The sequence below is a fragment of the Streptomyces yokosukanensis genome (assembly GCF_001514035.1).
GTDB classification, from domain to species: Bacteria; Actinomycetota; Actinomycetes; order Streptomycetales; family Streptomycetaceae; genus Streptomyces; species Streptomyces yokosukanensis.
On record NZ_KQ948209.1, the window covers coordinates 509,962 to 523,939 of the forward strand.

The following is a 13,978-nucleotide window of genomic DNA, read 5'->3' on the forward strand; positions in this document are numbered from 1 at the left end:
TCGTAGCCGCCGCCCTCGCCGCCCGTGCCTGCGCCTGCGCCTAGGCCTTGCGATGGCCTATCAGCCGCGGCTTCTGCTCCAGCCCGTCCAGGCCGTGCCAGGCCAGGTTCACCAGATGGGCCGCGACCTCCGCCTTCTTCGGCCGGCGCACGTCCAGCCACCACTGCCCCGTCAGGGCCACCATGCCGACCAGCGCCTGCGCGTACAGCGGCGCGAGCTTCGGGTCGAAGCCCCGGGACTTGAACTCGCGGCCCAGGATGTCCTCCACCTGGGTGGCGATGTCCGAGATCAGCGAGGCGAAGGAGCCCGTGGACTGGGGGATGGGCGAGTCACGGACCAGGATGCGGAAGCCGTCCGTGTACTCCTCGATGTAGTCGAGCAGCGCGAAGGCCGCCTGCTCGCACAGCTCGCGCGGATGGCCGGCGGTCAGCGAGCCGGTCACCATGTCCAGCAGCCGCCGCATCTCGCGGTCGACCACCACCGCGTACAGGCCCTCCTTGCCGCCGAAGTGCTCGTACACCACCGGCTTGGACACCCCGGCCTTGGCCGCGATCTCCTCCACCGAGGTGCCCTCGAAACCCTTCGCCGCGAAGAGGGTGCGACCGATCTCCAGCAGCTGCTGGCGGCGCTCGGCGCCGGTCATACGGGTCCGGCGGGTCCGCCGCTGCTTGTCGTTGCTGGAGGTGCTGCTGGAGTCGGTCGCCACGGCGTCAATCATGCCGCCTCGGCGCCTGCCTTCCGGCTCCGGGAGCCGTCGTCACCGGTGGTACGGCGTGAATCGATACGGGAGCGTGACGGCCAGCGCACGTCGTACGCCCAGCCGAGCAGCTCGAAGACACGGATGAAGCGGGCCGAGGAGTCGATCTGGCCGCGCATCACCCCGTGCCGCGCCGAAGTCGGGTCGGCGTGGTGCAGGTTGTGCCACGACTCGCCGCACGACAGCACGGCCAGCCACCACACGTTGCCCGAGCGGTCCCGCGACTTGAACGGCCGCTTGCCCACCGCGTGACAGATCGAGTTGATCGACCACGTCACATGATGCAGCAGTGCCACTCGTACGAGTGAACCCCAGAAGAGCGCGGTGAACGCGCCCCACCAGGACATCGTCACCAGACCCCCGATCAGCGGCGGCAGGAGCAGCGAGACGACGGTCCAGTAGACGAACTGCCGGGAGATCGCCCGGATGGCCGGGTCCTTGACCAGGTCCGGGGCGTACTTGTCCTGCGGGGTCTGCTCCTCGTCGAACATCCAGCCGATGTGCGCCCACCACAGGCCCTTCATCAGCGCCGGGACGGTCTCCCCGAACCGCCACGGAGAGTGCGGGTCGCCCTGCGCGTCGGAGAACTTGTGGTGCCTGCGGTGATCGGCCACCCAGCGCACGAGGGGGCCCTCGACCGCCAGGGAGCCCATGATCGCCAGCGCGATCCTCAGGGGCCGCTTGGCCTTGAACGAACCGTGGGTGAAGTACCGGTGGAAACCGATCGTGATGCCGTGGCATCCCAGGAAGTAGAAGAAGACCAGCAGGCCCAGATCGAGCCAGCTCACCCCCCAGCCCCAGGCCAGCGGCACCGCCGCCACGAGAGCCAGGAACGGCACGACGATGAACAGGAGCAGCGTGATCTGCTCGATCGAACCCTTCTGCTCGCCACCCAGCGTGGCGGAGGGGTAGGGCGTGCCGTTGGCCATGGGGGCTTCTTCGATCACATCGGAACTTGAGGTCATGCGCGTCCCCTGTGGGGTCGAGGGTCGAGGCAGATGCCGGGCCGCCGGGACCGGGCGGGACTCGGGAGGGGCTTCCCTACGGTTCCGTAACCTACGGCGTCGTAAGTATGGCAGCGTGGCGTGCGGCGGCAAGAGCCCCAGACCCTGCGCGTCCACATGGCCACCTATCCTTGGTCTCGGTCGGACAGCGCGGTCCGCTGACGTTTCCTTCCCGGACGCTCCGGCCCGTATGCGGCGCCCGCCGCCAGGCAGCCGGCCGGGTTCCCTCCCAGACCGAGCTTCAACACTGCAAGGAGCCGCACCTGTGAGCAGTGCCGACGACCAGACCACCACGACCAGCAGCGAACTGCGCGCCGACATCCGCCGGCTGGGTGATCTCCTGGGCGAGACCCTCGTACGGCAGGAGGGGCCCGAGCTGCTGGACCTCGTCGAGAAGGTCCGCCGCCTCACCCGCGAGGACGGCGAAGCCGCCGCCGAGCTGCTGCGCGGCACCGAACTGGAGACCGCCGCCAAGCTGGTGCGCGCCTTCTCCACGTACTTCCACCTCGCCAACGTCACCGAGCAGGTGCACCGCGGCCGTGAACTGCGCGCCCGGCGCGCCGCCGAGGGCGGCCTGCTCGCCCGCACCGCCGACCGGCTCAAGGACGCCGACCCCGAGCACCTGAAGCAGACCGTCCACAACCTGAACGTCCGGCCGGTGTTCACGGCACATCCCACCGAGGCCGCGCGCCGCTCGGTCCTGAACAAGCTCCGGCGCATCGCCGCGCTCCTGGAGCTGCCCGTCCTCGACTCCGACCGCCGCCGCCACGACGTCCGCCTCGCCGAGAACATCGACCTCGTGTGGCAGACGGACGAACTGCGCGTCGTGCGCCCCGAGCCCGCCGACGAGGCCCGCAACGCCATCTACTACCTCGACGAGCTGCACGCCGACGCCGTCGGCGACGTCCTCGAAGACCTCACCGCCGAGCTGGAGCGGGTCGGCGTCAAGCTCCCCGACGACACCCGCCCGCTGACCTTCGGCACCTGGATCGGCGGCGACCGCGACGGCAACCCCAACGTGACCCCGCAGGTCACCTGGGACGTCCTGATCCTCCAGCACGAGCACGGCATCAACGACGCCCTGGAGATGATCGACCAGCTGCGCGGCCTGCTCTCCAACTCCATCCGCTACGCCGGCGCGACCGAGGAACTGCTGCAGTCCCTGCACACGGACCTGGAGCTGCTCCCCGAGATCAGCCCCCGCTACAAGCGCCTCAACGCCGAGGAGCCCTACCGGCTCAAGGCCACCTGCATCCGGCAGAAGCTGGTCAACACCAAGCAGCGCCTCGCCAAGGGCACCCCGCACGAGCAGGGCCGCGACTACCTCGGCACCGCCGAGCTGCTGGCCGACCTGCGGCTCGTCCAGGCCTCCCTGCGCGAACACCGGGGCGCGCTCTTCGCCGACGGCCGCCTCAACCGCACCATCCGCACCCTGGCCGCCTTCGGTCTCCAGCTCGCCACCATGGACGTCCGCGAACACGCCGACGCGCATCACCACGCCCTCGGCCAGCTCTTCGACCGCCTCGGCGAGGAGTCCTGGCGCTACGCCGACATGCCCCGCGACTACCGCGCCAAGCTCCTCGCCAAGGAGCTGAGGTCCCGCCGTCCGCTCGCGCCCACCCCCGCCCCGGTCGACGCGGCCGGCGCCAAGACCCTCGGCGTCTTCGAGACCGTCAAGAAGGCCCTGGAGGTCTTCGGCCCCGAGGTCGTCGAGTCCTACATCATCTCCATGTGCCAGGGCGCCGACGACGTCTTCGCCGCCGCCGTCCTCGCCCGCGAGGCCGGCCTCGTCGACCTGCACGCCGGCTGGGCCAAGATCGGCATCGTCCCCCTCCTGGAGACCACCGACGAGCTCAAGGCCGCCGACACCATCCTGGAGGACATGCTCTCCGACCCGTCCTACCGGCGCCTGGTCGCGCTGCGCGGCGACGTCCAGGAGGTCATGCTCGGCTACTCCGACTCCTCCAAGTTCGGCGGCATCACCACCAGCCAGTGGGAGATCCACCGCGCCCAGCGCCGGCTGCGCGACGTGGCGCACCGGTACGGCGTCCGGCTGCGCCTCTTCCACGGCCGCGGCGGCACCGTCGGCCGCGGCGGCGGCCCCTCCCACGACGCCATCCTCGCCCAGCCCTGGGGCACCCTGGAGGGCGAGATCAAGGTCACCGAGCAGGGCGAGGTCATCTCCGACAAGTACCTCATCCCGTCCCTGGCCAGGGAGAACCTGGAACTGACGGTCGCGGCCACTCTGCAGGCCTCCGCCCTGCACACCGCGCCCCGCCAGTCCGACGAGGCCCTCGCCCGCTGGGACGCGGCCATGGACGTCGTCTCCGACGCCGCCCACGCCGCCTACCGCCACCTGGTCGAGGACCCCGACCTCCCGGCGTACTTCTTCGCCTCCACACCCGTGGACCAGCTCGCCGACCTGCACCTCGGCTCGCGCCCCTCGCGGCGGCCCGACAGCGGCGCCGGCCTCGACGGCCTGCGCGCCATCCCCTGGGTGTTCGGCTGGACCCAGTCCCGGCAGATCGTCCCCGGCTGGTTCGGCGTCGGCTCCGGTCTGAAGGCCCTGCGCGAAGCGGGCCTGCGGCACGAGGGCGACACCGTCCTCGACGAGATGCACCAGCAGTGGCACTTCTTCCAGAACTTCATCTCCAACGTCGAGATGACCCTCGCGAAGACCGATCTGCGCATCGCCCAGCACTACGTCGACACCCTCGTCCCCGACGAGCTGAGGCACGTCTTCGACACCATCAAGGCCGAACACGAGCTGACCGTCCGCGAGGTGCTGCGCATCACCGGTGAGCAGGAACTGCTGGACGCCGAGCCCGTGCTGAAGCAGACCTTCGCCATCCGCGACGCCTACCTGGACCCGATCTCCTACCTCCAGGTCGCCCTGCTCAAGCGCCAGCGCGACGCCGCCGCGGCGGCCGCGAGCCCCGATCCGCTGCTCTCCCGCGCCCTGCTCCTCACCGTCAACGGCGTGGCGGCGGGCCTGCGCAACACCGGCTGACCCCGGCGGACGGACAAGAGGGTGCCCCCGGGGTCGTACGCCCCCGGGGGCACCCTCTTTCCGCTTCTCCCGGCCCGCCGCTACTGCACGGCCAGGAACGCCGACGTCAGCAGCACCGCCCCGGACAGCCCCAGCAGCCACGCCGCTCGCGTCAGCCGCATCCCGCCCGCCACCACCACCGAGGCCAGCAGCAGCGCACCGCCGAGCGGCACCCAGGCGTACAGGATCCCCGCCGGACCGGAGCGCACCGCGTCCGTCGTACCCGGCTTCAGGACGACGTCGTACGTCTGCCCCTTGCGCACCGCGACCGAATCGGCCAGCTCCACGCGCGTACGTGCCCGCGCCCCCTGCGACGTCGGTGTGAACGGCCCCGTGCAGGTGTCCCCGGCACACCGCGTCACCCGCACCGTGCCGGCCTCACGTCCCTTCGCCAGCATCACGTGCTGCGCGGTCCCCCAGGACCCCCACACACCGGCGAACAGGATCAGCGCGGCGACCGTGCCCATCGTCGCGACCCGCCCGAACCGCAGAGCGGTCACGGAGGTCCGACGAGCAGAGGTGGTGGCGGTGGCAGGCATGGCCGGGATCATTGGCCATGCCCGCAGGGCGGGTCAACTCCCGTGTCCGCCGTAGAAGCACATGTCAGGAGTTGTACGCGCGCGTGTCAGGAGTTGTACGCGCTCTGCGCCCGTTCCAGACCCTCGATCACCAGACACTCCACCGCGTCCGTCGCACGGTCCACGAAGTAGTCCAGCTCCTTGCGTTCCGCCGACGCGAAGTCCTTCAGCACGAAGTCGGCGACCTGCATACGACCCGGCGGCCGGCCGATCCCGAACCGCAGCCGGTGGTAGTCCGAACCCATCGCCTTCGTCATCGACTTCAGACCGTTGTGCCCGTTGTCGCCGCCGCCCAGCTTCAGCCGCAGCACCCCGTAGTCGATGTCCAGCTCGTCGTGCACGGCCACGATGTTCGCCACCGGCACCTTGTAGAAGTCCTTCAGCGCGTTCACCGGACCGCCGGACAGATTCATGTACGACATCGGCTTCGCCAGGATCACCCGCCGGTTCGCCGGACCCGCCGGGCCGATCCGCCCCTCCAGCACCTGCGCCTGCGCCTTGCCCGCCCGCTTGAACTTCCCCCCGATCCGCTCCGCGAGCAGGTCCGCCACCATGAAGCCGACGTTGTGCCGGTTCATGGCGTACTCCGGCCCGGGATTGCCGAGCCCGACGATCAGCCAGGGGTCGCTGCTGACGGGAGTGGTCACGTCCATGTCTCCTTGATACGCGCCAGCCGCCGCCTCCCGCGGGGAGGCAGCGGCTGAACAGTCGATGACGACGGGGAGGATCAGGCCTCCGCCGCCTCCTCGCCCGCGGCGGCCTCGCCCTCGGTCTCCTCGGCCTGCGCCTGCAGGACCTGCAGCACGACCGCGTCCTCCTCGACGGCCAGGGTCACACCGGAGGGCAGCTTGACGTCCTTGGCGAGGACGGAGGCACCGGCCTCCAGGCCCTCGACGGAGACCGTCAGGGCCTCGGGGATGTGCGTGGCCTCGGCCTCGACCGGCAGCGCGTTCAGGACGTGCTCCAGCAGGTTGCCACCCGCGGCCAGCTCGCCCTCGGCGTGCACCGGAATCTCGACCGTGACCTTCTCGCCACGCTTGACCAGCAGCAGGTCGACGTGCTCCAGGTAGCCCTTCAGCGGGTCACGCTGCACGGCCTTCGGGATCGCCAGCTCGTTGGTCTTGCCGTCGATGTCCAGGGAGATCAGGACGTTCGGCGTACGCAGCGCCAGCAGCAGCTCGTGACCCGGCAGGGTCAGGTGCACCGGCTCGGTGCCGTGGCCGTAGAGAACAACCGGAACCTTGCTGTCACGGCGGATGCGACGGGCGGCACCCTTGCCGAACTCGGTACGGGTCTCGGCGGCGAGCTTCACCTCGGACATATGGATCACTCCTCGTAGAACTAGGAACGGACGTGGTCACCCGGCCACGAACGGCCTGCTACGAAGAGCGCGTCGATAACGGACAGCCGTACACACGTGTACGGCCTCCCTCGCCGAGCAACTTCATCAGTTTACTCGGAGGGGGAGGCCGTACCCAAAAGGATCTTTCCGCTATCTCACGGAACGAGGGCGCAGAAACCTCACTGCTCGTCGAAGAGGCTGGTCACAGACCCGTCTTCGAACACCTCACGCACCGCGCTCGCGATCATCGGAGCGATCGACAGCACCGTGATCTTGTCCAGGTCCCGGCCCAGCTCGCCCGGCGTCGGCAGCGTGTTCGTGAACACGAACTCGCTCACCCGCGAGTTCTTCAGCCGGTCCGCGGCCGGGCCCGACAGCACACCGTGCGTCGCCGTCACGATGACGTCCTCCGCACCGTGCGCGAACAGCGCGTCGGCGGCGGCGCAGATGGTGCCACCGGTGTCGATCATGTCGTCGACCAGCACACACACCCGGCCCTTGACCTCGCCGACGACCTCGTGGACCGTCACCTGGTTGGCCACGTCCTTGTCGCGCCGCTTGTGCACGATCGCCAGCGGCGCACCGAGTCGGTCGCACCACCGGTCCGCCACCCGCACCCGGCCCGCGTCCGGCGACACGACCGTCAGCTTCTCGCGGTCCACCTTGTCACCCACGTAGTCCGCCAGCAGCGGCAGCGCGAACAGGTGGTCCACCGGACCGTCGAAGAAGCCCTGGATCTGGTCCGTGTGCAGATCCACCGTCAGGATCCGGTCCGCACCCGCCGTCTTCATCAGATCGGCGACCAGACGCGCCGAGATCGGTTCACGACCCCGGTGCTTCTTGTCCTGCCGCGCGTAACCGTAGAACGGCACGATCACCGTGATGGAACGGGCCGACGCGCGCTTCAGCGCGTCGATCATGATCAGCTGCTCCATGATCCACTGGTTGATCGGAGCCGTGTGGCTCTGGATCACGAAGCAGTCCGCACCACGAGCCGACTCCTGGTAGCGGACGTAGATCTCACCGTTCGCGAAGTCGAAGGCCTTCGTCGGGACGACCCCGACACCCAGCTGCTGGGCGACCTCCTCGGCAAGCTCGGGGTGGGCGCGGCCGGAGAAGAACATCAACTTCTTCTCGCCGGTCGTCTTGATCCCGGTCACAGCACTGTCTCCTCAGAGGTTGTCTCAGCCAACCGGCTGCTCGGCGACCTCTCGGCTGGGCGCGAGAGGCCGAATCAGCTGGTAAGGGTGCAGGATGCAGGGTGCACACGTGCGGATGTGCACTTATCACGGTACGCCGTGTTTGGCGCACCCGTTTCCGGTCAGTCCTCGCTCTCGCCGTGCCGGGACGCCGCCTCGGCCGCCTTCGCAGCCGCACTCCCCGGACGCTTCCGCGCCACCCAACCCTCGATATTCCGCTGCTGACCACGGGCCACGGCCAGTGAACCGGGCGGCACATCCTTCGTGATCACAGACCCGGCAGCGGTGTAGGCGCCGTCCCCGACCGTGACAGGCGCCACAAACATGTTGTCCGAACCGGTCCGGCAATGCGACCCGACCGTGGTGTGGTGCTTGTCCTGCCCGTCGTAGTTCACGAACACACTCGCGGCACCGATGTTCGTGTACTCGCCGATCGTCGCGTCCCCGACGTACGACAGATGCGGCACCTTGGTGCCCTCGCCGATCGCGGCGTTCTTCGTCTCCACGTACGTCCCGATCTTGCCCTTCGCGCCGAGGCGCGTGCCGGGCCGCAGATACGCGTACGGCCCCACGGACGCCTGCGGGCCGACCACGGCCCCGTCGGACACCGTGTTGTCCACCCGCGCCCCCGGACCCACCTGCGTGTCCTTCAGTCGGCTGTTCGGCCCCACCTCGGCCCCCTCGGCGAGGTGCGTCGACCCGGTGAGCAGCGTGTTGGGCAGGACGACGGCGTCCCGCTCGAAGGTCACGGTCGCGTCCACCCACGTGGAGGCCGGATCGACGACCGTCACCCCGTCCAGCATCGCGGCCGTCAGCAACCGGTCGTTCAGGATCCGGCGCGCCTCGGCCAGCTGGACCCGGTTGTTGATCCCGGCGATCTCCCGGTGATCGGCAGCCACACAGGCGCCGACCCGGTGACCGGCCGCACGGAGGATCCCCAGCACATCGGTCAGGTACTCCTCCCCCTGGCTGTTGTCCGTCCGCACCTTCTTCAGCGCGTCCGCCAGCAACTGCCCGTCGAACGCGAACACCCCGCTGTTGATCTCCCGGATCGCCCGCTGGGTGTCGGTGGCGTCCTTGTGCTCCACGATCGCGGTGACGGCGCCCGACGCCCCGTCCCGCACGATCCGGCCGTAACCGGTCGCGTCCGGCACCTCGGCGGTCAGCACGGTCACGGCGTTGCCGTCGGTGTGGTGCGTGCCGGCGAGCCGCGTGAGCGTGTCCCCGGTGAGCAGCGGGGTGTCCCCGCACACCACCACGACGGTCCCGTCCACGGCCCCGCCCAGCTGCTCCAGGCCCATCCGCACGGCGTGCCCGGTGCCGAGCTGCTCCGCCTGGACGGCGGTCCTCGTGTCCGGGTCGATCCCGGTGAGGTGGGCGCCGACCTGCTCGCGGGCGTGGCCCACGACCACGACCAGGTTCTGCGGGTCCAACTCGCGGGCGGCGGCCAGTACATGGCCGACGAGGGAACGGCCGCAGATCTCGTGCAGGACCTTCGGTGTGGCCGACTTCATACGGGTGCCCTCACCCGCTGCGAGAACGACGACGGCGGCCGGGCGGATGGCGCTCACGGGGTTGCCCTTCGGCTGTGGGTGGGTGGGGATGACAGCCGCAGGATACCGGGGGGACTTCGGGCGGACATGAGAGCGGGCCCTGACGGTGCTGTCACCGGTCAGGGCCCGAATCTGGGTCGTGTGTGCGGGGCTCCCGGAGAAGGATTCGAACCCTCATTCAACGGACCAAAACCGTTTGTCCTGCCCTTAGACGATCCGGGATGGCTTGCGCGCTATGTCCGAATCGGCTGATCGGCTTCGCGTGCGGCCTCCACTATGCCGTACCAAGACCCTTCGGTGCGACGGTGCGAGTCGGCACCCTTCGGGACTTTGATCACGAGGGCGCCCCGGTGGTGGCCGCCGGTGTTCTCGCGGGGCGCGGGCGATCGCGTTCCGCGGTCTCGCGGCGGTCTCGCGGCGGTCGCGGGGCTCGCCCTTCCGGCAGAAGTGGCCGGTTCTGGTCGCAGGGGGAAAGGGTTCGCCAGTTCGAGGGATCCCTGTGGGTATCGGGGTCGTTCGGTTACCGGGTGTGGTGTGTGGAGGTAGGCGAAAGTCACCGGAAAAGCCCTGGCGGTGGCCCGTAGGCTGGGTGCATGACCACGACGGGGGAAGACCACGCCAGGGGCCTGACCGGCCCGTGGTGGTGGGCGAGGTGGCGCAGTGCGGTGCTCGACGGGAGTCTCGCGCTGGTGTCCGCCGTGGAGTGCGCCGCGGAGGGGATTCCGTTCGCTCGGGACGCGGGGATCCCGGTGTCGGTGGGGATCGTTTTCGGTCTGCTCGCCGGTTCGGTGCTGCTGGTGCGGCGGAAGTGGCCGATCGCCGTCGTGCTCGTGGCCATCGCGATCACGCCCGCGCAGATGGGGTTCCTGCTGGGCGTCGTCGGCCTGTACACCCTCGCGTCGTGTGAGCTGCCGCGCCGGATCATCGGGGCGCTGGCGGGGATGTCGCTGGTGGGGACGGCGATCGTGACGTTCGTGCGGGTACGGCAGGACATGGCCCGCGGCGCTCTGACGCTCGGTGACTGGTTCGTGCCGTTCGCCGCCGTGACGACGGCGCTGGGGCTGACGGCTCCGCCGGTGCTGCTGGGGCTGTACGTGGGCGCGCGGCGGCGGCTGATGGAGAGCTTGCGGGAGCGGGCGGATTCGCTGGAGCGGGAGCTGCAGCTGCTCGCGGAGCGGGCGGAGGAGCGGGCCGAGTGGGCGCGCAACGAGGAGCGGACGCGGATCGCGCGGGAGATGCACGACGTCGTCGCGCACCGGGTGAGTCTGATGGTGGTGCACGCGGCCGCGTTGCAGGCGGTGGCCCGTAAGGATCCGGAGAAGGCGGTGCGCAACGCCGCACTGGTGGGGGACATGGGGCGGCAGGCGCTGACCGAGCTGCGGGAGATGCTCGGGGTGCTGCGGGCAGGGGAGGAACTGGTCCGGCGGGCCGCCGAGGTGCCGTTGGCCGCGGTGCGGGAGGCGGCCGCGGCCGCTGCCTCCCGGGCGGTGGCGGAGGACGGGCCGTGCCTGTCGGAACTGGACGAGTTGATCGGGCAGTCGGCGGCGGCGGGGATGGTCGTCGATCTGGCCGTGGAGGGGGAGTCGCGGTCGTACGCGGCTCAGATCGAGCAGACGGCGTTCCGGGTGGTGCAGGAGGCGCTGACGAACGTCCACAAGCACGCGGCGGGCGCGAAGACGCATGTGCGGCTGGCGCACCGGATGTCGGAGATCGCGATGCAGGTGGAGAACGAGCCGCCGCCGGAGCCGGGGTCGGCGTCGGCGGCGGGGCTGCCGTCGGGCGGGAACGGCCTGGTGGGCATGCGGGAACGGGTCGTGGCCCTGGGCGGTGTGTTCGTGTCGGGGCCGACGGACGCGGGGGGCTTCCGGGTGTCGGCGGTGATTCCGGCGACCTAGAGACTCCAGCGACCTAGAGACTCCGGCGACCAGGAACTCCGGTGACCTGGAGATCCCGGCGACCTGGAATCTCCGGCGACCCGGAAGCTGCCGACCTGGAAACCAGGGCCTCGCTTTCGGGTCTTGCCGGGGGCGCGGGGTCTGCTCGGCCGGGGAGCCCTGTCGCCCGAGGCCGGACCGGTCCGCAAGAAGGGCCTTGGGCGCGCTGCGTGGACGGGGGCTCAGCCGGCGGTGAGGCGCACGGGTTCGATGCCGGTGACGAGCGCGGCGAGGGCGTGGTCGATGTCGGGGCCGACGTACCAGTCGCCGGTGTGGTCGAGGGTGTAGACGCGGCCTTCGCTGTCGATGGCGAGGACGGCCGCGGTGTCGGTCTCCTCGCCGAGGGGGCAGATCTCGGTGCCGAGGGCGCGGCCGAGGTCGCCGAGGGTGCGGGCGTGGTGCAGGCCGTGCAGGGGGTCGAGGTGGAGGGCGGCGGGGGCGATCTGGCGGCCGGGTCCGCTGGGGGTGACGCGGAGGCCGCCGAACTCGGCCCAGGCCTCGACGGCGGCGGGGAAGACGGTGTGCCGGTGCCCGGCGGGTGAGGTGTGTTCGCGCAGGGCGTCGGCCCAGATCTCGGCCTGCTTTATGTCCCAGCGCCCGGGTTGCCAGCCGGCGGCGCGCAGGGCGGCGTCGACGAGTACGGGGAAGCGGGCTGGGGCGGCCCCGTGCTCGTGGCGGGCGGTGAGCTTGGGGGTGGCGGCGTTGTCGGGGTGCATCTGCCCTTCGTTCGTCGTGCCGGCGGGGTCGTACTGGGGTGGACGGTGGTGGTCAGCCGTCGGTTGCCGTGGGGTCGACGATGCGTACGCCGAAGTGGGCGCTGAGGGCGGTGCAGGCGCGGCAGGGGCTGGCGAAGTTGCCGTGGAGCGGGTCGCCGTCCTCGCGTATGCGGCGGGCGGTGAGTTTGGCGTGCTTGAGGGCTTTGCGGGCTTCGCCGTTGGTCATGGGCTTGCGGGCGGCGCGTTTGCTGCGGGCGGCGTCGGCGGTGGTGAGGTGCCGGGAGATGAGGATGGTTTCGGCGCAGCGGCCGGTGAAGCGGTCGCGCTCGCCGCTGGTGAGGGTGTCGAGGAAGTCCTGGACGAGGGCGTGCAGGGGCGGGGGCCGGTCGCCGCGGGCGGCGGTGCCGGTGAGGGTGGCGCCGCGGACGGAGAGGGCGGCGGCGACGGTGGGCAGGATGCCGTCGCGGCGGTGGCGCAGGGTGGGGGCGGGGGGCGTGTCGGTGCCGCTCCAGCCGATGCGAGGGTCCCCGGCCCGCACGTCCGTACCTCCGGTTCGCAAGGTATTCATGATCGTTTCCCCTCCCCGGGCATCCCCCCGAAGGACACAGGGTGCCAAATGCCGTGGCCGGTGCGGAAGCTGGGGCGGCGCGACACGCCCGGGTCGGGGCAGGTCGTCACGGTGGGGTGACGGCTGGTGACGGAAGCGGAAGGGCGCTTTCCGCGGCAATGCGACGGGCCGGTGACCGGGGTTCGTGTACCGCATAGGCTGTCGCCATCCGCGATCGACACCGCCGATTGAGGCCAGAGAGAACGCCGCAGGGGGCTACCGCCATGACGACAGGTCGGCTCGGGCAACAAGCCGCGCCGCCGAACGCGGCCTACGCCGGGCAGGTCGTGCATTTCCCGGATCCGGTCCGGGCGGCACGTCACCCGAGAGGGGTACGGGTCGACGAGCGTGGTTACCCGGATTTCGCTCCGTACGCGCGCGTGGCGGTGGAGATCGCCGAGCCGCCGGACGGGTTCGGCGTCGACGAGTTGCGGCTGACGGACTATGTGTCGGCGAACGCGGCGCTGGCCGCGGAGCGGCACGAGCTGTGGGACACGGTGCCGGATGTGGCGACGCCGCACGGCTGGACGTGGCATCACGTGGCGGGCACGCGCCGGCTGGAGCTGATCCCGGTCGACGTGAAGGCGTTGCTGCGGCATCACGGCGGGGTGGCGACGGCGCCGGTGGACCACGGCAAGCGTGGGACGCGGCCGTTGCAGGAGACGCGGCCGGCGCACTTCGGGCTGCCCAAGTCGGGTGTGGCGGTGACGGAGGCGCAGGTGCAGGGGGTCGAGGAGGATCTCGGCTACCGGCTTCCCGGCGCGTACCGCTCGTTCCTGAAGGCGGCGGGCGGTTGCGCTCCGGTGGGCGCGGCGCTGGACGCCGAGTTGGGCCTGCTGGTGGACCAGCCGTTCTTCACCGTGCGCGACGAGGCTGCGGTGAACGACCTCGTGTACGTCAACAAGTGTCTGCGTGACCACCTGACGAAGGACTACCTCGGGGTCGCGTTCGTGCAGGGCGGACTGCTCGCCGTGAAGGTGAAGGGCGAGCGGCCCGGTTCGGTCTGGTTCTGTGCGTACGACGACGTGCGGGACGTCGATCCGTCGTGGGCGCCGGCGGAGCGGGTGGAGCGTCTGCTGCTGCCGTGCGGCGACGACTTCGACGCCTTTCTGTCGCGGCTGGCGGGAAATCCGCCCGAGTTGGAGACGGTGGCGAGTCTGATGGTCGACGGCGGTTTCGCCCATGTCGTTCCGGTGTCGTCCGGCTCGGCGTCGTCCGGCCCGGTGGGGGAGTGAGCTT

Annotated in this window: 12 protein-coding genes and 1 tRNA gene; 3 read left to right on the top strand and 10 right to left on the bottom strand. The window is 70.6% G+C overall.

Translation table 11 applies throughout. The features are described 5' to 3' along the window. Positions 1–40: 40 nt before the first annotated feature. Both AQI95_RS12185 and AQI95_RS12190 read right to left on the bottom strand, forming a co-directional pair. Positions 41–718, bottom strand: coding sequence for a TetR/AcrR family transcriptional regulator (locus AQI95_RS12185; RefSeq protein WP_067121286.1), 678 nt, complete (start codon positions 716–718; stop codon positions 41–43). Beyond that, entirely contained in the window at positions 715–1,722 is a 1,008-nt protein-coding gene (locus tag AQI95_RS12190) for an acyl-CoA desaturase (RefSeq protein WP_067121288.1), read from the bottom strand. Before AQI95_RS12190 ends, AQI95_RS12185 begins: the two co-directional genes overlap by 4 nt. Positions 1,723–2,026: 304 nt before the next feature. Between AQI95_RS12190 and ppc the strand changes: the two genes are divergently transcribed. Continuing rightward, the gene (ppc, locus tag AQI95_RS12195; protein WP_067121290.1) at positions 2,027–4,771 is read left to right on the top strand and encodes a phosphoenolpyruvate carboxylase; all 2,745 of its coding nucleotides are present in this window, start codon (positions 2,027–2,029) and stop codon (positions 4,769–4,771) included. Positions 4,772–4,851: 80 nt separating this feature from the next. On the opposite strand, the gene AQI95_RS12200 is transcribed toward ppc, so the two are convergent. From AQI95_RS12200 to AQI95_RS12225, 6 genes are all read right to left on the bottom strand, one after another. After that, positions 4,852–5,361 (bottom strand): hypothetical protein, encoded by a 510-nt coding sequence (locus AQI95_RS12200; RefSeq protein WP_208614146.1) that lies wholly within the window; start codon positions 5,359–5,361, stop codon positions 4,852–4,854. 74 nt (positions 5,362–5,435) lie between these two features. Continuing rightward, a complete protein-coding gene (gene pth / locus AQI95_RS12205) occupies positions 5,436–6,041 on the bottom strand; it encodes an aminoacyl-tRNA hydrolase (protein ID WP_067121292.1) in 606 nt (201 codons plus the stop codon). 74 nt (positions 6,042–6,115) lie between these two features. Continuing rightward, on the bottom strand, positions 6,116–6,709 hold the full coding sequence (locus tag AQI95_RS12210) for a 50S ribosomal protein L25/general stress protein Ctc (RefSeq protein ID WP_067121294.1): 594 nt from the start codon (positions 6,707–6,709) through the stop codon (positions 6,116–6,118). Positions 6,710–6,909: 200 nt separating this feature from the next. Continuing rightward, on the bottom strand, positions 6,910–7,890 hold the full coding sequence (locus AQI95_RS12215) for a ribose-phosphate diphosphokinase (RefSeq protein WP_067121296.1): 981 nt from the start codon (positions 7,888–7,890) through the stop codon (positions 6,910–6,912). Positions 7,891–8,051: 161 nt separating this feature from the next. Continuing rightward, positions 8,052–9,500, bottom strand: coding sequence for a bifunctional UDP-N-acetylglucosamine diphosphorylase/glucosamine-1-phosphate N-acetyltransferase GlmU (gene glmU, locus AQI95_RS12220; protein ID WP_079071215.1), 1,449 nt, complete (start codon positions 9,498–9,500; stop codon positions 8,052–8,054). Between the two features lie 133 nt (positions 9,501–9,633). Next, positions 9,634–9,704 (bottom strand) — tRNA-Gln (locus tag AQI95_RS12225). 371 nt (positions 9,705–10,075) lie between these two features. Between AQI95_RS12225 and AQI95_RS12230 the strand changes: the two genes are divergently transcribed. Then, on the top strand, positions 10,076–11,377 hold the full coding sequence (locus AQI95_RS12230; RefSeq protein ID WP_067121299.1) for a sensor histidine kinase: 1,302 nt from the start codon (positions 10,076–10,078) through the stop codon (positions 11,375–11,377). A gap of 221 nt (positions 11,378–11,598) precedes the next feature. Here the strand turns inward: AQI95_RS12230 and AQI95_RS12235 are convergent, their stop codons facing one another. Further along, complete coding sequence (locus AQI95_RS12235; protein ID WP_079071216.1) at positions 11,599–12,132, bottom strand: SUKH-3 domain-containing protein; 534 nt, start codon at positions 12,130–12,132, stop codon at positions 11,599–11,601. 52 nt (positions 12,133–12,184) lie between these two features. Next, complete coding sequence (locus tag AQI95_RS12240) at positions 12,185–12,700, bottom strand: YwqJ-related putative deaminase (protein WP_067121301.1); 516 nt, start codon at positions 12,698–12,700, stop codon at positions 12,185–12,187. Positions 12,701–12,963: 263 nt separating this feature from the next. Between AQI95_RS12240 and AQI95_RS12245 the strand changes: the two genes are divergently transcribed. Continuing rightward, complete coding sequence (locus AQI95_RS12245) at positions 12,964–13,974, top strand: SMI1/KNR4 family protein (RefSeq protein ID WP_067121303.1); 1,011 nt, start codon at positions 12,964–12,966, stop codon at positions 13,972–13,974. Positions 13,975–13,978: the final 4 nt, after the last annotated feature.